This is a genomic window from Francisella frigiditurris, from assembly GCF_001880225.1.
Lineage (GTDB): Bacteria > Pseudomonadota > Gammaproteobacteria > Francisellales > Francisellaceae > Francisella > Francisella frigiditurris.
Map to the genome: position 1 here is coordinate 1,094,241 of NZ_CP009654.1, position 18,964 is coordinate 1,113,204.

An 18,964-nucleotide genomic window follows, 5' to 3' on the forward strand; every position below is an offset into this window, starting at 1 on the left:
TTCCTTTTATAAGATAGATTGAGAGTCAAAATCTACAGCTGGTGAGTAGTTTATGAAATCATCTTTAGCTTCAGATTTTTGCTCTTCTTTATTTTGTTTAGCCTTAGCTCTTTTTTGTTTATTTGCTGGCTTATTAGTTTGTTTATTATTCTCTTCAGAGTTTTTATTTTCTAACTGAGGATCTTCTTTAGAGACATTTTCATTTATATCATTTTCTATAATGATTGTTTCATTATTTGGAGTTTCTACTATCTCTTCTTTAATCTCATTAACAAGTTCTTGTTGCTGTTGATTTTCTTCAATAGCTTGTTCTACTATCTGATTTTGTTCAGCTAGAAGAGATTTTTCTAGTTCTTCAGTTGAAACAATATCAAATTTTAGATACTTTTCAGTCTTTGATTTTTCTATAGTAGTAATTTTTTCAGAACTATTATCTTTTAAATTATCATAGTTTTCTAAAACATCTTTTACCATCACAGAAATAAACTCTTGAGGGTTTTTAGATATAACTTTTTTTACATTACTAATCTCTTCTTGTTTAGCTTGTTCTTTGTATTTAAGTTTAGTTATATCTACAACTTCTTCAGCATTATTTATACTTATGTTATTGCTTCTATTGTTATTGTTGTTTCCATTCCCATTATTATTTCTTCTATTATTAGGAGATTTTTCAAAGTTGTCATTTTTCTTATTCTTATTGAAAGGCTTCTCACTATTATCTCTTTGAGTTTTATTATTGTCGTTTTGTTTTTTATCATTTTTTTGGGAATTATTGTTATTATTACCATTTTCATTTCGGTTATTTGTATTATCTTTTTTCTCAAATTTATTGTTGCTTTGAGTATTTTTTGGAGTTGACTTTACCTCTTCTTCTTTTCCAAAAATAAGACTAGACAGCTTTGATAAAAATCCTTTTTTCTTTTGAGCTGTAGCTACGACTTCAGGCTTTTTCTCTTCAATTTTTTCTACTTTTGGTTGCTCAACTTTTTCTTTAACAGAATGAGAATGCTCTTCAGCTGCTTTAATTAAATTAGTTGCAGCTACTTCTTTTTTAGGAGCTTTAGGAATTTCTAGATTGAAAACATCTTCTATAAGCTCAGAACTTGTTTTATTTGATTTGTAACTTGATCCCCATATTCTTTGCATTTGGAACTTAGGAGATTCCATATTGAAGTTAGGAATTATCATGACTTTAACATTTGATATTCTTTCTATTTCTAGAATACTTTCTCTTTTTTCATTAAGAATATATGCAGCAATATCTACAGGAACTTGAACTCTAATTTCATTTGTATCTTCTTTGATTGCTTCTACTCTGATTTTTCTTAAAATTGTAAGTGCTGTAGCTTGAGTAGTTTTTATGAAACCATGACCTTCACAACGAGGACATTTTTGCATTACACTTTCATTTATAGAAGCATTTAATCTTTGTCTAGAGATTTCAACAAGGCCTAATTTAGATATTCTAGACATTTGAATCCTAGCTTTATCTTGTTGCAAAGATTCCATTAATTTTTCTTCAACTTGCTTTCTATTAGGAAAGAAAGACATATCAATGAAGTCAACTATAATCAGTCCACCAAGATCTCTAATTCTTAATTGTCTAGCAACTTCTTCAGCAGCTTCTAAATTTGTTTTAAATGCTGTTGTTTCAACATCTTCAGCCTTATTTGATCTAGAAGAGTTTACATCCACAGCAACCAATGCTTCAGTTGTATCTATTGCAATGGAACCACCTGAAGGAAGTCTGATTTCTCTCTTATAAGCATTTTCAATTTGTTGATCTATACTGAAGCTTGTAAAAAGAGGGATTTCTTCATCGTAAAGTTTTACTTTATTGATATCAAAATTTTGTCTTAATAGAGAAAGCTGTCTTTTAACATCTTCAAAACATTCTTTAGAATCAACTATGATTTCTTTAACGTCTTCTTTTAAATTATCTCTTACTGTTCTGACAATAATGTCACTTTCTTTGTGTAAAAGAGTAGGTTTTTTTATTTTATGGTACGCTTTGTTTATAGAATCCCATAGCTCTTGAAGATTATCAAAATCATGTTTTAGTTCTTCAAAAGAACATTCTACACAAGCTGTTCTAGCTATAACACTCATGCTTTTTGGAATGTTTAGCTGTTTTAAGTATTTTTTAAGAGTTTCTCTATCGTCACCCTCAACTCTTCTAGATATTCCGCCACCATCTGGATTATTTGGTAATAAAACCATATAAGATCCAGCTAGAGCTATAAAAGTTGTAAGAGCAGCGCCTTTGTCTCCTCTTTCTTCCTTATCTATTTGTACTAGAAGCTCTTGACCTTCTGTTAATAGGCTAGCTATATTATCACCATTTTCATTTGGAGTATCTTTGAAATAATATTCTGATATTTCTTTAAAAGGTAAAAAACCATTTTTCTCTTCACCATAACTTACGAACACTGCATTTAAGCTTGGTTCAATTCTTGAGATGTAGCCTTTATAAATGTTAGCCTTTTTCTGTTCTCTATCAATACTTTCAATATCTAAATCAATTAGTTTTCCATTATCAAGGGTAGCAATTCTTGTTTCTTCGCTACTTTTGCTATTTATTAATATTCTTTTCATTATTGTAATTTTCCTTTATACATAGATATCACAACTAACCGTTTAATAGGTTAGCTCGCTTTTAAATTTGGCTATTCTTTATAGCCTTCTTTTAACATCGCTAATTTTAAAAATTTAATGACTCTAGAATTAGATTTACCATCTCTAATTGAATCTTTTTTATTAGCGATTTTGTCAAAGTTTTTTAAACATAATTATCTGTTATAATAGCAAGTATACATATTAAAGAAAAGAAAATTATATTAGTATTACTTATATGAAGAATATTTATTTTGACTATGCTGCTACAACACCTCTTTCTGAAAAAGTAAAGGAGGAAATGGTTAATAATATTCTTTCAAATATTGATTTTGGTAATTCTGGCTCAGTAACACATGAATTTGGTGAATTAGCTAATAAGAATATAGAATCTGCTCGTAAAATAATTGCGGATACTCTAGGAGTTTTACCAAGAGAGATAATATTTACATCGGGAGCGACTGAATCTAACAATTTGGCTATCAAGGGAGTATTAGAAAGTTATCAGAATAGAGGTAATCATATAATTACTTCAAAAATAGAACATAAAGCCGTTTTAGAAGTTTGTCAGTATTTAGAGACTAGAGGATGTTATGTTACTTATTTAGAGGTTGATAATAAAGGTAATATAAGTTTAGATGATTTAGAAAATGCAATAACTGAACAAACGGTATTGATTAGTTTAATGGCTGTTAATAATGAGCTAGGTGTTAAAAATGATTTAGCTAAAATTGGCAAGATTGCGAAAAGAAATAATATTTTATTTCATGTTGATGCTGCTCAAGGATATGGAAAAATAGATATAAATATTAAAGAGATGAATATTAATTTGCTATCTGTATCAGGACATAAAATATATGGACCAAAGGGCATAGGTTTTTTATATGTAAGCTCTAAGTCACCTAAAGTAAAATTACAAAAACAAATTCATGGCGGAGCTCAAGAATTTTCAAAAAGAGCAGGTACTTTAGCAAATCATCAGATTCTGGGCTTAAGTATCGCGGCTGAAGAAATTTTCATAAATAAACAAGAAAATACAGATCACATAAGAAATCTTAGAGATGTTTTTCTTAAAGAATTAAATAAAGAGCACTATATAAAGATAAATACAGATTTAAATAATAGTTATGAGGGAATACTTAATATAACTTTTGAGTTAATTAAAGGAGAAACTTTATTGGCGATGTTAAATGAATTTGCTTTATCTATGGGCTCTGCATGCACTTCAAGTTCAATAGAGCCATCTCATGTTCTTACAGCTATTGGCTTAACAGCTGAAGAAGCTGACTCTAGTTTAAGAGTTTCTTTTGGAACTATGACAACAGTTGATGATGTAAAAAGCTTAGCTAAAGTGATTAATCATAAAGTTAAACTTTTAAGGTCTTTATTGCCAAATAAGGACTATGCTGATGTATAACAATAAGGTCAAAAACTTACTTTCTCAGTTGTCTAAAAAAGATGGGATTATTACAGTAGATCAAAAGCTTTATAAAGTAGAAGATAGTTTCTCAATTATCGAAATGTATGTTGGAAAAAATATTTCTTTTAGAGTTTGGGGTGATCCTTATGTTGTAGCTATGACAAAATGGTTGCAGGGTGAACTTAAAGCAAAAAAAGTTTTATCTAATATTAGACTTGAGGAGCTAATTGGATTATTTAATATCCCAGATACTAAAGTCCGAGGAGCTATTCAGATAATGGAGTTAATAGATAAAATCAATGAAAGGTGAACTTTATGATTTTTATATCTTGCATCAGAAAAAATATAAGGAAAATTCTATTCTAGTATCTTTATTCACTTTAGAGTTTGGAAAGCTATCAGCAATTATTAGAGTAAATAAAAAACAACAAAATCTATATCAACCAATTACAAAGCTTAGAGGAGAAATAAGTTTCAGTAAAAAAGGAGATGGCTTAAATAAAGTATTTAATATAGAGTTTGTCGAGTCTAACTATAAGAGTTCTTATATTATTTTGCTATCTATACAGTATGTCAATGAGCTAATGTATTTATTGTTAAGCTATTCTCATGAAGAGGAAGCTTTATTTAGAAAATATGATTTCTTAATAAAAAATATAAATGAAATTAATTATAAATATCTATTAAGAATGTTTGAGTTAGAATTATTAAATGCATTAGGTCAGGCGATTTGTATTGAAGAAGATATTGCTGGTGAAAAGATAAGTCAAAATATGTTTTATGAAATTATTCCTTTAACAGGCTTTAAACTAATGGTTGAAAAAGACACTTCAAAAATATCTGGAAAATCTATAAAGAAGATTTATGATTCAATGCTAGTTTGGGATGAAGAAGACTTAGTTTATATTAGTAGAATCACTAGAATAAGTATAAATGCATGCTTAGACAAAAGAGAATTAAAAAGTAGAAAGCTTTTACTTGATTATTTGAGATTAAAAGAGAGTTAGATATTATTTACGGTCTTTTATATATGCTATAAGTGCTTTTAAAATAGAAATAGCCGCAGGTATTAAAGAAACAACAATAATTATCATAATAAATAAACCAAAGTTATGTCTTACAAAATCATTGTTACTAAAAATAAAGGCAGTATAAGTTACTGAGTAAACCCAAATGATAGCAGCAATAACACCTAAAGCTACAAATTTAGGGTAATTCATTCTACTCATACCAGCTACAAATGGCATAAATGTTCTAATTAATGGCATAAATCTTGCTAATATAATAGCTCTTCCGCCATATTTGTTAAAGAACGCTTGTGTTTTATCTAAATGCTTTGTTTTTAGAATTTTAGCATCAGGTTTAAATATTCTTTTACCAATATACCTTCCAATAAAATAGTTACATGAGTCCCCAAGAATTGCTGCTATAACAAGTAAAGGTGCAATTAGATGTACATTTAATGTAGTAGCTGCTGCTGTTAGCCCAATAGCAAAAAGTAAAGAATCACCAGGTAAGAAGGGTGTAACTACAAGACCAGTTTCACAAAATATAACAATAAATAATAAAACATAAGACCAGTTACCAAGTAAATTAATATAAGTGCTTATGTGTTTATCAAGGTGTAAAATTATATCTAAAAGTACTGTAAATAGATCCATTGTTAAGTTAATAAAATAATATTAATCTGACAATTATAAGATATTGATTAACAAAACGTAAATTATTTTTTTGCTATTAGTTTTTGTAAAAATATTTTTATTAAGTAATGAATAATAACAATACCAACTATACATATTATTATTAAACTTAAATACCTTTTAACAAATTGGTTTTCACTAAGAAAGAAAGCAATATATGTTATTGAGCAAGACCATAAAATAGCAGATATAGTACCAAAGAGTACAAACTTAGCATAGTTCATTCTACTTACACCAGCTACAAATGGAGCTAAAGTTCTTACAAATGCTATAAATCTAGCAAAAATAATAGTTTTACCACCATATTTATTAAAAAAATAATTAGTCTTCTTTAAGTATGAGGCTTTTAGGATTTTGGCATCTGGAGTAAAGATTTTTTCTCCAATTAATTTTCCTGTTATATAGTTGAAAGAGTCCCCAGCTATAGCAGCTATACATATTGTAATAATTGCTGTATGAATATTTATACTAGTGGCAGCGGCCGTTACTCCAATAGCAAACAATAGAGAATCTCCAGGAAATAATAGTCCAAAAACTATACCAGTCTCACAAAAGATAACAATGAATAATAAAACATAAAACCAAGGACCTAAGGTATTAATAAAGTAATCTATATAAGAATTTAAATGTATTATCATATCAAGCATGATTATGTTTCCTAATTAATTAGCTTTATTGATAAAGCATGAATATATTGCATTAAATTTCCTAAGCTCTTGTATATTTCTTGATGAGCTTTCAATCTACTTAGATTATTTAGTTCTTTAGAATTTATTTCAATTAAAAAGTGATATTTACCTTCAATGAATCCTTTATGCTTTTTATGTTTATGTGTTTCATCAACAATATTTATTTCTGCATTACTATCTATTTTTTCTAAAATATTTTGTTTTATCTCTGTAGCAATCGCAGAAGAGTTCATTCTATAAAATCCTTGTAGGTGTAATAATTACATCAAGAGCAATGTCGTGACTATCTATGATAATATCATTATTTTGCTGTTCATCAAAGGCAAGACCTATAGCTAAAGGAGAATTAAAAGACTTTTTAAATTTGAAAGAGTAGTCATAAAAACCTCCCCCCATACCCATTCTGTATTTTTTTTCATTAAAGCCAACTAATGGAACTAAAATTACATCGAGTTCCCAAGGAGCGAATATATCTTGTATTGAATAAATAGGTTCAGGAATGTTAAATTTGTTTTGACGATATTTGATAGTATCTTTTACAAACCATAGGCCACGTTTTATAAATGGGTGTATTATTGGGAGATAAACCTGAAAGTGTCTGTTTAAAGTGCTAGTGTCAACTTCATCACGAAAAGAGCTGTAGCTTGCTATTTTTATATTTTTATCAAAATTATCTTTTAGATATTTTATGGCTTTAAGATTAAGTTGTTCAGATAAAAACCATTTGTTTTCTAGATTTCTTCGTTTTTGCAAAAGCTCTTGTCTAAACTCTTTTTTTATCATAAAGGGTGGCTATCCAGATTGTCGTTTTAACTCAATGTCCTTGATCCCAGGACAGTAAAAGTGGGTGTCATAATTTTATCGTTGGGCTTCTTTCTGGCAAATGCAAAAGCATGCACTCTAGATAAAATACCAAGACTCCCTTTGTAAAATGTATCGGCTCAAGATTGAAGCTAAATCACAAACAATCTAGATAACACTATAAACTTCAATGTAATTATAAATGTTTATTATGTATTGTAGCAATAACTTTTAATAGCTATTTAGGTTTTATTTTAATATTAATCTACTACTAAAAGGCTAGATGAAGTAAAATGGCTATTAGAAAAAAATAATATATTTTAAAATATTTCTATGGAAAATAAAAAACCTAGTTATTCTGATGTAACAGAAGCTTTAAGAGTTATGCAAGCTTTAACAAACTCTTCAGAGGCTCATGGATTATTGTGTGCATTATTTAGTTTTGGTGCAGATGTTAAATTTACAGCATGGGCTGATTCATTGATGACGAAATCTATAGAGGATGGTGACGTTGTTGCAACTTCTGCGATTAGTGTTATGAAAAAACTCTATGACTATACTAAAGAGCAATTTGATGAAAAAGGCCTTAGCTTTGATTTATTTATACCAGAAGATACAGAAATTTTAAGTTATAGAGCAGAAGCATTAACATATTGGATAAAGGGTTTTTTATCTGGTGTGGGCTTGTTTGGATTAGATTATGAAAATAGTAATTCAAAGGAAGTTAAAGAAGCAATACGTGACCTTATGCAAATTTCTTATATGGATTATGAAGCTTTGGATGACGGAGATGCTAGTGAAGAAGACTTTATGGAGCTCGTTGAATATACAAAGGTTGCTGTGTTGCTTATAGATAGTGAAAGTGTGTAAATAATTTGTGATGAAAGATAAATATAATATTGTTATTGTCGGTGGAGGAGTTGTTGGTCTTCTAACATCATTATCATTAGCTAAACAAGGTTTTCAAATTTTACATATTGAAAGAGATGCATTAGTGGTAAAAAATGATACTAGAAGTTTAGCCTTATCATATTCATCAACAGCAATTTTAAATGCCTTAAATCTTTGGTCAGAAATAGAGGGTGATTCCCAACCGATAAAAAAAGTACATGTATCTGATAAAGGAAATTATGGTAGGGCAGAGCTTTCTGCTGAAGAAGAAAATCTTCCTTTTCTAGGGTATATTGTTAAGATGAAACTATTGTTAGAAGTTGCTCTGAAAAGGGTATCTGAGACTAAAAATATAACAAAAGCATTTTTAACTACAGTTGAATCAATTTCAGAAGAACAAAATGAATATGTTTTAAATATTAGAGATTCAGAAAATAATCATAAAAAAGTTAAAGCTGATTTATTTATAGCATGCGACGGCGCTAATTCCAGTATTAGAAAGCAGCTTGGTGTTTTAGCTGATACAAAAGACTATAAACAAGATGCTATAGTTTTTGATATTGATACTGAGTTGGATCATCAGGGTGTGGCTTATGAAAGGTTTGTAGGTGATGGTGTTTTAGCTCTTTTACCAAAAGATGATAATAAGATGGCTTGTGTCTGGACTGTAGATAGAGCAGAAGTAGATTCTATAGTTAAATTGTCAAATCAAGAATTTAAGAACTTTGTGCAAGAAAGATTTGGATATAGATTGGGAGAATTTATTAATATTTCAAAACCTATGGTTTTTCCACTATATTTAGTACAGTCGCAAAAGGTTTTTAAAGATAATGTTTTATTTTTTGGAAATGCCTTACACTTCCTTCATCCAGTTTCTGGACAGGGCTTAAACTTAAGTGTTAGAGATATTGGCTGTCTATATGATTTATTTAAAGACTTAGATATAACAGATAAACAAAAACTTACAAATGTTTTACAAAATTTTGCAGATCTAAGGAAATCTGATCATAATAGGACTGTAAAAGTAACACATAGTTTTATACAGTTGTTTGTATCAGACAATTTTACTCTAAAAACACTTAGGAATGCAGGATTACATTTACTACAAAGAAGTAAAATAGCTAAAAAAACATTTAGTAGATTAATGATGGGTAAGCTTAGTAAAGGCTCAACATTAATGAGAAAGGTCGTAGAATAATGTTACAGAAAGATGTAGTAATAGTTGGTGCAGGTATGGTTGGCTTGTCACTAGCATTAGCTTTATACAATAAAGGTATCCAAGTAGTAATAGTAGAGGCTGGTAAAATACATGCTAAAAAATTGTCTAATGATAGGGTTGAAACACGAGTTAGTGCAATAAATCATAATAGTCAAAACTTTCTTAAAGAGCTAGATGTATGGAGTTCTATAAAAGATGAAAGAGTTTCTCCTTATTATACGATGAGAGTGTGGGATGATACTCCAGATGAATATATAAACATTACAGCTGAAGAAATATCAGAGCATAGCCTTGGGCATATTGTAGAAAATCAGCTTATAGTAGACTCACTTTTAAATAAAATTAGATCAACAGATATACAAATATTAGAAAACTCTAAGATTAATGAAATACAAAGATATAAAGATACTGTTAGAGTAAAATTTGATGATTTAGAAATAGAAGCAAATTTACTAGTTGGAGCTGATGGAGCTAACTCATTTGTAAGGGATTATTTTAATTTTCCAACAAAAGTAAAAGCATATGACCATACAGCTATTGTAGCAACTTTAGAGTTAGAAAAATCTCATGAAGCTACTGCATATCAAAGATTTTATGATAAGGGAGTGTTGGCTTTTCTACCATTAGAAGATCAAAAAAGAGCTTCAATAGTTTGGTCATTAAAATCAGAATATGCGAATTATATTAATTCTTTAGATGATAGCGATTTTGAAAAAGAGCTTTCTAAAGCTATTAATGGAACGCTAGGAGAAGTGAAGCTTCTTTCTAAAAGATTTAGTTTTCCTCTAGCTGAAAGACATGCGAAAGAGTATATCCAAGATAGGGTGGTCTTAGTAGGTGATGCTTGCCATACTATACATCCTTTAGCAGGACAAGGTATTAATTTAGGCTTTAAAGATGTTCAGGTATTAGTAGATGTTCTAAGTGAAGCTTTTGAAAAAGGTAGAATATTAGGTGCTTTATCGACATTAGATAAGTATCAAAGACAACGGAAATTAGACAATACAAAAATGATATATTTGATGAAAGCATTTAAAGAAGTGTTTGCTAGTAATAATAGTGTCATTAGTAGCCTGAGAAAATTTGGTCTAAATTTTGTAAATAAAAATAATTTGGTTAAGAAAACTATAGTTAAACAAGCTTTATAATTGATGTTTTATAATATTTTTTTAAAAAACTTCATTCTTAATATTGATGTTTAATTTTTTTTGTAGTTTTTCAATATAAGAAAATTCAGATTCTTTGATTATTAAAATACTTTTGCCAGATTTACCCATACGACCTGTTCTGCCAGCTCTATGTTGATAGTCTTCTACTTTAGATGGGATATCATAATTTATTACAAAATCGACATCATTAATATCAAGACCTCTAGCGGCGACATCAGAAGCAACGAGAACTTTAATTTGTCCATTTTTGAATTTTTTGATGGTATTAGCTCTATCAATCTTATCTTGTTCACCATGAATAGAGCCAACACCACATTCTAGTTTATCTATTTTTTTTGTGACAAAATCTACATCATTATTTCTATGTAAGAATACTATAGATTTAGCTGGAAATATTTTGTTAAGTAACTTTCGTAATGCATCTGTTTTACGGTTGCCATCAGCAGTAATATAACTATGCTCTATAGTTTCTTTTTCTTTTGAGTTATCAACAAGCTCTAAGTTTTCTATAAAACCATTAGCAATATCAAAGGCATGGTTTTTGATAGTAGCAGAACCTAATATATATTGTAGATTTGTAGTTTTAGAGATGATTTGTTTTAAAAGCTTTAAACTATCATCTTCAAGCATGCGATCTGCTTCATCTATAATGCAGTATTGTAAATGAGCGGCTTTTAGTTTCTTTTGATCAATAAGTTCTAGAATTCTCCCAACAGAACCAACAACAATATTAGGTTTTTTCTTTAATTTTTCTTTTTGTCTGTCTATCGATGCTTTACCAATTAATGCTAATGATTTAATGCCTATGCTTGAGAAAGTCTCATTTATAAAATTACTAATTTGAATAGCTAATTCATGAGTGGGTGTAAAAAATACAACTTGTGTTAGAGGTTTTTTATCTGTTAATAATTTATTTATGATTGGTAAAATATAAGCTAGTGTTTTACCACTACCTGTTGGTGATTTTAGCCAAATATTATTTCCAGTTAAAATTTTCTCAAAGCTTAAAATTTGTGAATTTGTAGGTGTTTTGATATTTTTATTTTCTAATATTTTTATAATATCTTGGCTTACGTGTAAGTCTGAGAATAACATAAATATTTATATTTAAATTATTATATCTACGGATAATAGCATATTAGGTTGATAATGACCTAAATTGTTATATCAATTATTTAAGTTATGGTAATATTTTGCCCAAAAGTTTTTAAAAATATTTTTATTAAATGAAAACAGATGATTTTGATTATAAATTACCAGAAGAGCTGATTGCTAGTTATCCTCTAGAGAATAGAGATGCTAGTAAATTATTGAAGTTAAATAAGCACACTGGCGAGATAGTGGATCATAAGTTTACAGATTTTATAGATTTTATAAATCCTAAAGATTTACTTGTTTTTAACAATAGTAAAGTAATGTTGGCCCGTTTGTATGGTAGTAAAACTACTGGAGCAAAATTAGAGTTCCTAATAGAAAAAGTAAAAACACCAAAAATATTTGAAACACATATTAAAGCAAATCGTTCACCAGTTATTGGAAGCGAAATATATGTGCAAGATACATTAGCTAAAGTGTTTGAGAAAGATGGTGGTATATATCTGCTTGAATTACAAGGTGAAAAAGATATTTATCAGCTTATGGAAGAGTTTGGGCATATTCCACTGCCACCATATATGAAACGTTATGATGAGGCCTTTGATGCTGAAAGGTATCAAACAGTATATGCTAAAGACCTTGGCTCAGTTGCTGCGCCAACAGCAGGCTTACACTTTTCAGACTCGTTAATGCAACAGATAAAAGACAAGGGTATTGATACAGCTTATATAACTTTACATGTGGGTTCGGGAACATTTAAGCCGGTCCAGGTTGATGATGTTAACAATCACAAAATGCATTCAGAAGTTATATCAGTACCAGAAGATGTTTGTGAAAAGATTTGCCAAACAAAAGCAAATGGTGGGAGAGTGATAGCTATCGGCACAACTTCTGTACGCTCACTTGAAACAGCAGGGCAAAATGGTGAAATCCAACCTTATCAAGGCGAGACAGATATTTTTCTATATCCAGGAAAAAAGTTTAATGTTGTGGATGCTATGATTACAAACTTTCATTTACCTAAATCGACGCTTATTATGCTAGTTAGTGCTTTTGCAGGTAAAGAAAATATTATGAAAGCATATCATCATGCAATAGTAGAAAAGTATAGGTTTTTTAGCTATGGCGACGCTATGTTTATTTTTTAGAAAATTAAATAACTATATCTTCTAATCCATCTTTCAAAAGCTTATTTTAATGGCTATAATTCATTCAAAATTCATAAGGAATATCTATATGAAATATATAAAATTAAGTGTATCTATTATATTAATAATATTGCTCGCATCATGCTCAAATGATAATGATAGTTCCAGCTCTAGTACTAGTAGTAGTTCTAATACTGAACATAATGGTTCAATCAAAGAAAATTTTAAAGATATGGGTGATGCTATAGGTCATGGAGCTAGAGACCTTACTAGAACTATAGGACATGATTCAAGAAATATAGTTAATGGTGATTGATACGAGATATTTGTTAGATAAAGCATGATAGAAAAAATCTAATTTATTTCAGTATAATTTTTTATTTCATTATAAAATAGTATTATATTTTTTTTATATTAATAAAGAGTGATTTTTATGCTAAAAAGCGGTAAGCAGATACTTAATGATTTTTTTGATACATTTGAAATAGAATATGTTTTTGGTAATCCTGGTACTACAGAAACTACTTTTTTGGATGTGATTTCAGAAAATAAAAACTGTGAATATATATTGGGTTTACATGAATCTGTTGCAACAGGGATTGCTGCGGGATATGCATTAGAAAGTGGTAAACCAGCTGTTTTAAATATACATACATATCCTGGATTGGCAAATGCTATGAGCAATATGTTCAACGCATATGCGGCAGGAATACCTCTTTTCGTTATTGCGGGACAGCAAAATAGGAAGCATCTTATTCATAAGCCAATATTATCAGGCAATTTAACAGAGCTTGCTAAAACTGCAACAAAAGTACAATATGAAGTACAACATATATCTGATCTGAATATAGCTCTTCAAAGATGCTACTTAGAGTCATTAGAGTCTAAAATGCCAACTTTTTTGTCTATACCAATGGAAATTTATACAGATAAATGTGAAACAGGATATTTTAAGCCAACTAAATTAATAGATAATACTCAAGTTTTAGATTTAGATGAGATTGGTAATTTATTAGATGCATGTGAAAATAGAATAGCTTTTGTTATTGATGCTGAGGTGGTTTGGAGTAATAAAGTTAAAACAAACTTGAGCGAAATAAGTGTTAAATTAGATGCAGATATTTACTTAGCTCCATTTTCTTTGAAAACATCAATTGATATTAATGCTTCAAACTACAAAGGAGTTTTACCAGCTGTTTCTTTAGAGGCTAATAATCTATTATCTAACTATGAAATAATCATTTTATTGGGTGAAAAGATTCAGTCATTTTTACACCATGAAAAACAGACGATACCAGAAGAGTCTACTTTAATTCAGTTTAGCAGTGGAAATATAAGAACTAGATACGATTATCCATTTGATTATGTTATTAGAGGTGATATAGGTAATAATTTAGGAATAATTGCAGACTATTTTAAAAATAAAAATTCAAAGAACAAATCTCCTCTAGTTATAGAAGAAGAAAGTTTTAATAAAGATAGCTTATTATTTGATATATTAAATTATTCTGCTCGTGATACACCTATAGTAATTGAAGGCTCTACTAATCAAACATTGCTTGAAGAAATAACCTACGCCTTAAAATTTTCAAAAGTTTATTATGAACCTAGAGGTGGTGCATTAGGTATGGCTATGCCATTATCCGTTGGTATTTCTCTACATAGTAAAAAGCATAGTATATGTTTTGTTGGTGATGGTGGAAGTATGTATTCAATCCACAGTATCTGGAGTGCTGCTAGATATAATATTCCTGTAATATTTATATGTATTATTAATGATGAATATAAAATATTAAAAGAGCTATGGCATTTGCAAGTCCCAGAAACTCCCGAGCAAAAGTATGTAGGAATGGATATTACAAATCCTAAATTAGATTTATATAGTATTGCTAAAGGTTTTGGAGCTAAAACTATTAAAGCTGATAAAAATAGTTATAAAAATGCTATAGATGAGGCTTTAAAATTCAATGGGCCAACGTTTATAACTATACCTGGTAATGAATGTTAATTATTAATAGGTAAGAAAATATAAGATTTAAAATATGAAAAAAGCATTCTTCTTTGATATTGATGGGACTTTAGTTTATCCAGAAAACAAACAGTTAGTTGTTTCTAAAAAAAGTATAAATGCCATTAATGAATTACGCTCTAAAGGACATAAAACTTTTATAGCAACTGGCAGAACCGAAGCCTTTGTACCAAATTCTGTGTATGAGTTAGATATGGATGGGTTTGTTACTGCTAATGGATCTGTGGTTAGAATTGATAATAAATTGGTTTATGAGAAACTTTTTCCAGAAGAAGCAATTAATAGAGTTTTAGATTTCTGTGAGCAAAATAATCATCCATGGATGTTTGAAGGTGATAAAGCTTACGTTGAGAGTTTAGCCTCAAAAGAATTAAAATATTTTTATAATAGTGTAATAGTTAATAAAGAAAAAATTATTGAATCTAAAAATCTAGATAATGCGATTATTTATAATGCATTGATAATGGCAGACTATGTTAATCTTAATGCTTTGCGTAAAGCGCTAGGTAAAGGATATGTGGTAGCTGAACATTTTTCTTGTGGGTATGTTGATTGTTATCTTGAGAATCATACAAAAGCAGATGGAATATCTAAAGTGATAGAACATCTAGGTCTTGAAGGATATAAAACTTATGCTTTTGGCGATGGTAATAATGATTTAGAAATGTTTGATAAAGTTGATTGTGGTATTGCTATGAATAATGCTTCTGACAAGCTAAAAGCAAAAGCATCTTTGATAACTAAGAGTAATTTTGAAGATGGAATATTTCATGCTTTAAAAGAATTGAATTTAATTTAGTCTAAATAAATCTCTTACTTGGTTTCACAAAAGCTATTAGATAAAAAAGAGGCGAGTTAATAACTGTCACAATATATTTTATAAGCAGAGTAGTAAAGACCATTTCTAAAGCGTATTCCATTGGGATAATTCCAGCAAAAGCAAATCCATATGTTATAAGTGTTGTATCAATAAGCTGTGAAATGGCAGTAGAGCCACTATTTCTTAACCAAAGCCATTTCAATTCTGAATTATAGCTTTTAAATCTTGCGTAAATAAATACATCAAAAAGCTGAGAAATTAGATAGACCAAGTTACCTATTATAATAGCTTTTAGAGCTCCTCCATTAATAGAAAAAAATAAATCCATAGCTTCATTGGTATTTTTATAGTATTCATCAGAGGTTATGCTTTGATAAAGAGTTGAAAAACACATTAAGACAACAAAAGAGAGCCCCGCGAATATTGAAATAAATACGGCTTTTCTAGCTTCATCTTTTCCATATTTTTCATTAAGTAGATCATTAGCTAAAAATATTCCACCAAACATTACATTTCCCATAGTTGCTGAGAATGTATATCCAAAAACAGAGTAATCAATGCCTTTGTTTACTTGTATGTTTGCTGCAATAACACTAATAATTATAAAAACAATAAGCCCTTTTTTGCCAAATAGGCGATATGCTAAAAATGCTATAAAGAAATCTATAATCGTATATAGAAAAAGTAGTTCAAAGTTTGTCACTTCTAGAATCCTTAGTTTTGTTAACCCTGGAGGTATTGCGAACAGGGGAGTTAAAATCTGCTATAATATAGCAAAAACCTGCTTTAATGACAAATTTGAAGGAGAAATAAAGATGAGATTTGCACATACAATGTTGAGAGTTAAGGATTTAGATAAATCTATAGATTTCTATACAAACATATTAGGGATGAAAGTTCTTAAAAAATCTGATAATCCACAATATAAATATACTTTAGCATTTTTGGGATATGGAGATATAAATGCAAATACAGCTTTAGAGCTTACATATAACTGGGGAGATCATGAATATGATCATGGTAATGCTTTTGGTCATTTATGTATGGAAGTTAATGATGTATACAAAACATGTGATGAAATAAAAGCAAAAGGTGGTATAGTAACTAGAGAGGCTGGTCCTGTTAAAGGAGGGACCTCGATTATCGCTTTTATAAAAGATCCTGATGGATACCAAATAGAATTAATAGATGAGAAAGTAAGATAAGTTAATTCAAGGGTAAGAAAAGCAAGATGAATATTTTAGTTATTAGAGGATATAGTAGCGAAAATTCTTTTAAACAAACTATTGATGTAAATAATAAAAAGATTAACCTTACAGTTGTTCATATAGGTAAACCTATCTTGGTTAGAAAAAGACTAAAGCAAATATTATCAGAACATAATTTTGATAATTATGATTATATATATGTAGTATCTATGTCCTCATGTATAACTTCAATAATTGAAGAAAGACATTTTAGTAAGTTATGTATGATTACTCCTTTCTTTTTACATTCAAAATCAGTGCGTATTTTATTGAAATCAGCGCCTAAAGATTTTTTTGGTTGCCACATTCTAATGCTTTTAAATGGTTTTATGGGTAAATTTGATTCTAGAATTAGAGTTATGTTAGCTGAATTAGATATTGTTACAGATAATAAATATTTCGAGAAAGGATTTGAAAATATACAAATTATAACAGGTCTTGGACATTGTCTTGGTGAGGATGGATTATTAAATATTATTAGAGAAGATTTATTAGCTATCGCTGCATAATCTTATTTTGAGAATTCCCAATAAGCGTCTTTTATAAAACTACCTTCTTTATAGATATGTTTAGTTATTTTTAAGTTTTTTAAATCAATATCAAAGCTAAAAAAGCTATTATAATTATCATTCTTTCTTTTGCATGAAAGAGATCCAGCATGTGCAATTATTGGGAACTTTTCATCTATTGGGTTTACATGACTATAGTGTAGATGTCCTGTGCAAATAATATGAATAGGGCGATCTTTAGCAATTTCTATCAAATCTTTAGAAGAATGCAGTGGATTATGAAGATCTTCAATTTTAGATATGTTGTGATGAAACATTAATATATTCCATTTATTCTCATGAGAGAAATAATTATCTATATGCTCAAGTTGAAGACTAGTTAGTTTTCCTTTCTTTACAGATTTTGGATTAACAGAGTTTAAACCAATTACATTAACTAGATCATTTTCAAAAGAAATTTCTTTTGGAAGATTCATGATATTTTTATATTTTGAAAACGGTGAAAAAAAGCGTTTATATAATCTATATAAAGGAACATCATGATTACCTGGTATACAAAGAGTTTTGCAAGGCAAATCCTTAATAAACTCTTTCGCAGCTTTAAATTGATCAGTTTTAGCACGATGTGTTAAATCGCCGGTAACTATTATTAAGTCAGGATTTTCTATTCGAGTGAAGTTTTTAAATTTTTGGATGATATGTTCATCATGGTAACCAAAGTGTAAGTCAGAAATATGTAAAATTTTCATAGCTAGTAAAATACCTTTAGAGCTTTAGGGAGCATAGAAATAGTTAATGGAGATTTTAGCGTAATGACTTCTCCATCTATTCCCGCTTTTATTATGTTATGCTTGGCTTTATTTTCTATTTTAATACTATTGCTTGTTTGCTTTATTTTCCAAAATTCTTTATTCAAATTTGCTTTGAACACATTTTTTAAAGTATTTATATAATAAATTCCCATAGTTTCTGTGATTAAATCCTCTCTTTCAATTGAAATAGGAAAACTTAGTTCATATGGTGTATTACTTATAATTAGCGTATGAGTAGTAATTTCATAATTATTAGAATCATGTTCCAATGTAAGCGTTAGAGGTTTATGTTTGCGTAAATGATGAAAAAAAGCGGGAATATAAGCAAATAGTTTCCCAATGGACTTTTCTAAACGCTCTCTCTTTTTTACAAAATAGGGATAAAACCCTAAAGATATATTATTTATTACTTTCTCATTGTTAATAGAGACTAAGTCAATATTTTTTATTCTGTTTGCTTTAATACTTTCTATTAATTCTTGCACTGTTTGAGGTAAATGGGCATCTTTAATAAAATGATTTAATGTCCCAATAGGTAAGACGCCTAAAACTTGTTCAGGTTTGATGTGTTGTACAGTAGTATGAATAGTGCCATCTCCACCACCTATGATAACAATAGGGTATATTTGAATTTTTTTTAATGTAGAAACAAGATCTTTTGCTTTGATTATGAATTTGTCACAAGAGATATTATTTTCAAACTCTTTAATTAGGTCTTTATTTTTTTTATAGTTGCGACAGTCTTTATTAATTATAACTGCTATTTTCATATATGAATTATTTACACGCTTTATCTAATTCA

The 18,964-nt window shown here is 29.0% G+C and carries 21 protein-coding genes and 1 other RNA gene; 12 read left to right on the forward strand and 10 right to left on the reverse strand.

Features of this window, described 5'->3' with window-relative positions; all coding sequences use genetic code 11:
* Positions 1 to 6 precede the first annotated feature (6 nt).
* A complete protein-coding gene (locus KX01_RS05345) occupies positions 7 to 2,595 on the reverse strand; it encodes an Rne/Rng family ribonuclease (RefSeq protein WP_071664007.1) in 2,589 nt (862 codons plus the stop codon).
* Between the two features lie 256 nt (positions 2,596 to 2,851).
* Here KX01_RS05345 and KX01_RS05350 point away from each other — a divergent pair, with 256 nt between their 5' ends.
* Genes KX01_RS05350 through recO form a run of 3 tightly spaced genes read left to right on the forward strand, consistent with a single transcriptional unit; the run spans position 2,852 to position 5,040 of the window.
* The gene (locus KX01_RS05350) at positions 2,852 to 4,030 is read left to right on the forward strand and encodes a cysteine desulfurase family protein (protein ID WP_071664008.1); all 1,179 of its coding nucleotides are present in this window, start codon (positions 2,852 to 2,854) and stop codon (positions 4,028 to 4,030) included.
* Positions 4,023 to 4,343, forward strand: a complete 321-nt coding sequence (locus KX01_RS05355) for a hypothetical protein (protein ID WP_071664009.1) — start codon at positions 4,023 to 4,025, stop codon at positions 4,341 to 4,343. Before KX01_RS05350 ends, KX01_RS05355 begins: the two co-directional genes overlap by 8 nt.
* Positions 4,333 to 5,040, forward strand: coding sequence for a DNA repair protein RecO (recO, locus tag KX01_RS05360; RefSeq protein ID WP_071664010.1), 708 nt, complete (start codon positions 4,333 to 4,335; stop codon positions 5,038 to 5,040). The genes KX01_RS05355 and recO overlap by 11 nt, the downstream gene beginning before the upstream one ends.
* Positions 5,041 to 5,043: 3 nt before the next feature.
* Here recO and KX01_RS05365 read toward each other — a convergent pair whose 3' ends face one another.
* From KX01_RS05365 to ssrS, 5 genes are all read right to left on the reverse strand, one after another.
* The gene (locus KX01_RS05365; protein WP_071664011.1) at positions 5,044 to 5,694 is read right to left on the reverse strand and encodes a DedA family protein; all 651 of its coding nucleotides are present in this window, start codon (positions 5,692 to 5,694) and stop codon (positions 5,044 to 5,046) included.
* A 62-nt stretch (positions 5,695 to 5,756) separates the two neighbouring features.
* On the reverse strand, positions 5,757 to 6,380 hold the full coding sequence (locus KX01_RS05370; protein WP_071664012.1) for a VTT domain-containing protein: 624 nt from the start codon (positions 6,378 to 6,380) through the stop codon (positions 5,757 to 5,759).
* Positions 6,381 to 6,391: 11 nt separating this feature from the next.
* On the reverse strand, positions 6,392 to 6,655 hold the full coding sequence (locus KX01_RS05375; RefSeq protein WP_071664013.1) for a BolA/IbaG family iron-sulfur metabolism protein: 264 nt from the start codon (positions 6,653 to 6,655) through the stop codon (positions 6,392 to 6,394).
* A 1-nt stretch (position 6,656) separates the two neighbouring features.
* The gene (locus KX01_RS05380; protein WP_071664014.1) at positions 6,657 to 7,205 is read right to left on the reverse strand and encodes a 5-formyltetrahydrofolate cyclo-ligase; all 549 of its coding nucleotides are present in this window, start codon (positions 7,203 to 7,205) and stop codon (positions 6,657 to 6,659) included.
* 6 nt (positions 7,206 to 7,211) lie between these two features.
* A non-coding RNA gene (ssrS, locus tag KX01_RS05385) (6S RNA) lies at positions 7,212 to 7,401 on the reverse strand.
* A 155-nt stretch (positions 7,402 to 7,556) separates the two neighbouring features.
* Here ssrS and KX01_RS05390 point away from each other — a divergent pair.
* Genes KX01_RS05390 through KX01_RS05400 form a run of 3 tightly spaced genes read left to right on the forward strand, consistent with a single transcriptional unit; the run spans position 7,557 to position 10,481 of the window.
* Positions 7,557 to 8,093, forward strand: coding sequence for a UPF0149 family protein (locus tag KX01_RS05390; RefSeq protein WP_071664015.1), 537 nt, complete (start codon positions 7,557 to 7,559; stop codon positions 8,091 to 8,093).
* Between the two features lie 10 nt (positions 8,094 to 8,103).
* Positions 8,104 to 9,312, forward strand: coding sequence for an FAD-dependent monooxygenase (locus tag KX01_RS05395; protein ID WP_071664016.1), 1,209 nt, complete (start codon positions 8,104 to 8,106; stop codon positions 9,310 to 9,312).
* Positions 9,312 to 10,481, forward strand: coding sequence for a UbiH/UbiF/VisC/COQ6 family ubiquinone biosynthesis hydroxylase (locus KX01_RS05400; protein WP_071664017.1), 1,170 nt, complete (start codon positions 9,312 to 9,314; stop codon positions 10,479 to 10,481). Before KX01_RS05395 ends, KX01_RS05400 begins: the two co-directional genes overlap by 1 nt.
* 21 nt (positions 10,482 to 10,502) lie before the next feature.
* On the opposite strand, the gene KX01_RS05405 is transcribed toward KX01_RS05400, so the two are convergent.
* Entirely contained in the window at positions 10,503 to 11,597 is a 1,095-nt protein-coding gene (locus KX01_RS05405) for a DEAD/DEAH box helicase (RefSeq protein ID WP_071664018.1), read from the reverse strand.
* Positions 11,598 to 11,728: 131 nt separating this feature from the next.
* On the opposite strand from KX01_RS05405, the gene queA reads away from it, so the two are divergent.
* From queA to KX01_RS05425, 4 genes are all read left to right on the forward strand, one after another.
* Positions 11,729 to 12,745: a tRNA preQ1(34) S-adenosylmethionine ribosyltransferase-isomerase QueA gene (queA, locus tag KX01_RS05410; RefSeq protein WP_071664019.1), complete on the forward strand. Its 1,017-nt coding sequence runs from the start codon at positions 11,729 to 11,731 to the stop codon at positions 12,743 to 12,745.
* Positions 12,746 to 12,833: 88 nt separating this feature from the next.
* A complete protein-coding gene (locus tag KX01_RS05415) occupies positions 12,834 to 13,061 on the forward strand; it encodes a hypothetical protein (RefSeq protein ID WP_071664020.1) in 228 nt (75 codons plus the stop codon).
* Between the two features lie 117 nt (positions 13,062 to 13,178).
* A complete protein-coding gene (locus tag KX01_RS05420) occupies positions 13,179 to 14,753 on the forward strand; it encodes a thiamine pyrophosphate-binding protein (RefSeq protein WP_071664021.1) in 1,575 nt (524 codons plus the stop codon).
* Between the two features lie 34 nt (positions 14,754 to 14,787).
* Positions 14,788 to 15,573, forward strand: coding sequence for a Cof-type HAD-IIB family hydrolase (locus KX01_RS05425; protein WP_071664022.1), 786 nt, complete (start codon positions 14,788 to 14,790; stop codon positions 15,571 to 15,573).
* A gap of 1 nt (position 15,574) precedes the next feature.
* Here the strand turns inward: KX01_RS05425 and KX01_RS05430 are convergent, their stop codons facing one another.
* Positions 15,575 to 16,297, reverse strand: coding sequence for a queuosine precursor transporter (locus tag KX01_RS05430; RefSeq protein ID WP_071664023.1), 723 nt, complete (start codon positions 16,295 to 16,297; stop codon positions 15,575 to 15,577).
* Between the two features lie 112 nt (positions 16,298 to 16,409).
* Between KX01_RS05430 and gloA the strand changes: the two genes are divergently transcribed.
* Together gloA and KX01_RS05440 are read left to right on the forward strand one after the other, a co-directional pair.
* Positions 16,410 to 16,799 carry a lactoylglutathione lyase gene (gene gloA, locus KX01_RS05435; protein WP_071664024.1) on the forward strand — a complete coding sequence of 130 codons (390 nt, stop codon included), beginning with the start codon at positions 16,410 to 16,412 and terminating at the stop codon, positions 16,797 to 16,799.
* Between the two features lie 26 nt (positions 16,800 to 16,825).
* Entirely contained in the window at positions 16,826 to 17,350 is a 525-nt protein-coding gene (locus KX01_RS05440; protein WP_071664025.1) for a hypothetical protein, read from the forward strand.
* 2 nt (positions 17,351 to 17,352) lie between these two features.
* On the opposite strand, the gene KX01_RS05445 is transcribed toward KX01_RS05440, so the two are convergent.
* Together KX01_RS05445 and KX01_RS05450 are read right to left on the reverse strand one after the other, a co-directional pair.
* Positions 17,353 to 18,099 (reverse strand): metallophosphoesterase family protein, encoded by a 747-nt coding sequence (locus tag KX01_RS05445; RefSeq protein ID WP_071664026.1) that lies wholly within the window; start codon positions 18,097 to 18,099, stop codon positions 17,353 to 17,355.
* A gap of 2 nt (positions 18,100 to 18,101) precedes the next feature.
* Positions 18,102 to 18,932, reverse strand: coding sequence for a diacylglycerol/lipid kinase family protein (locus tag KX01_RS05450; RefSeq protein WP_071664027.1), 831 nt, complete (start codon positions 18,930 to 18,932; stop codon positions 18,102 to 18,104).
* Between the last annotated feature and the right edge of the window lie 32 nt (positions 18,933 to 18,964).

Bases quoted from the DNA above. Each gene is read 5' to 3' on its own strand.
- KX01_RS05345 (WP_071664007.1), bottom strand. From the start codon at position 2,595: ATGAAAAGAATATTAATAAATAGCAAAAGTAGCGAAGAAACAAGAATT.
- KX01_RS05350 (WP_071664008.1), top strand. From the start codon at position 2,852: ATGAAGAATATTTATTTTGACTATGCTGCTACAACACCTCTTTCTGAA.
- KX01_RS05355 (WP_071664009.1), top strand. From the start codon at position 4,023: ATGTATAACAATAAGGTCAAAAACTTACTTTCTCAGTTGTCTAAAAAA.
- recO (WP_071664010.1), top strand. From the start codon at position 4,333: ATGAAAGGTGAACTTTATGATTTTTATATCTTGCATCAGAAAAAATAT.
- KX01_RS05365 (WP_071664011.1), bottom strand. From the start codon at position 5,694: ATGGATCTATTTACAGTACTTTTAGATATAATTTTACACCTTGATAAA.
- KX01_RS05370 (WP_071664012.1), bottom strand. From the start codon at position 6,380: ATGCTTGATATGATAATACATTTAAATTCTTATATAGATTACTTTATT.
- KX01_RS05375 (WP_071664013.1), bottom strand. From the start codon at position 6,655: ATGAACTCTTCTGCGATTGCTACAGAGATAAAACAAAATATTTTAGAA.
- KX01_RS05380 (WP_071664014.1), bottom strand. From the start codon at position 7,205: ATGATAAAAAAAGAGTTTAGACAAGAGCTTTTGCAAAAACGAAGAAAT.
- KX01_RS05390 (WP_071664015.1), top strand. From the start codon at position 7,557: ATGGAAAATAAAAAACCTAGTTATTCTGATGTAACAGAAGCTTTAAGA.
- KX01_RS05395 (WP_071664016.1), top strand. From the start codon at position 8,104: ATGAAAGATAAATATAATATTGTTATTGTCGGTGGAGGAGTTGTTGGT.
- KX01_RS05400 (WP_071664017.1), top strand. From the start codon at position 9,312: ATGTTACAGAAAGATGTAGTAATAGTTGGTGCAGGTATGGTTGGCTTG.
- KX01_RS05405 (WP_071664018.1), bottom strand. From the start codon at position 11,597: ATGTTATTCTCAGACTTACACGTAAGCCAAGATATTATAAAAATATTA.
- queA (WP_071664019.1), top strand. From the start codon at position 11,729: ATGAAAACAGATGATTTTGATTATAAATTACCAGAAGAGCTGATTGCT.
- KX01_RS05415 (WP_071664020.1), top strand. From the start codon at position 12,834: ATGAAATATATAAAATTAAGTGTATCTATTATATTAATAATATTGCTC.
- KX01_RS05420 (WP_071664021.1), top strand. From the start codon at position 13,179: ATGCTAAAAAGCGGTAAGCAGATACTTAATGATTTTTTTGATACATTT.
- KX01_RS05425 (WP_071664022.1), top strand. From the start codon at position 14,788: ATGAAAAAAGCATTCTTCTTTGATATTGATGGGACTTTAGTTTATCCA.
- gloA (WP_071664024.1), top strand. From the start codon at position 16,410: ATGAGATTTGCACATACAATGTTGAGAGTTAAGGATTTAGATAAATCT.
- KX01_RS05440 (WP_071664025.1), top strand. From the start codon at position 16,826: ATGAATATTTTAGTTATTAGAGGATATAGTAGCGAAAATTCTTTTAAA.
- KX01_RS05445 (WP_071664026.1), bottom strand. From the start codon at position 18,099: ATGAAAATTTTACATATTTCTGACTTACACTTTGGTTACCATGATGAA.
- KX01_RS05450 (WP_071664027.1), bottom strand. From the start codon at position 18,932: ATGAAAATAGCAGTTATAATTAATAAAGACTGTCGCAACTATAAAAAA.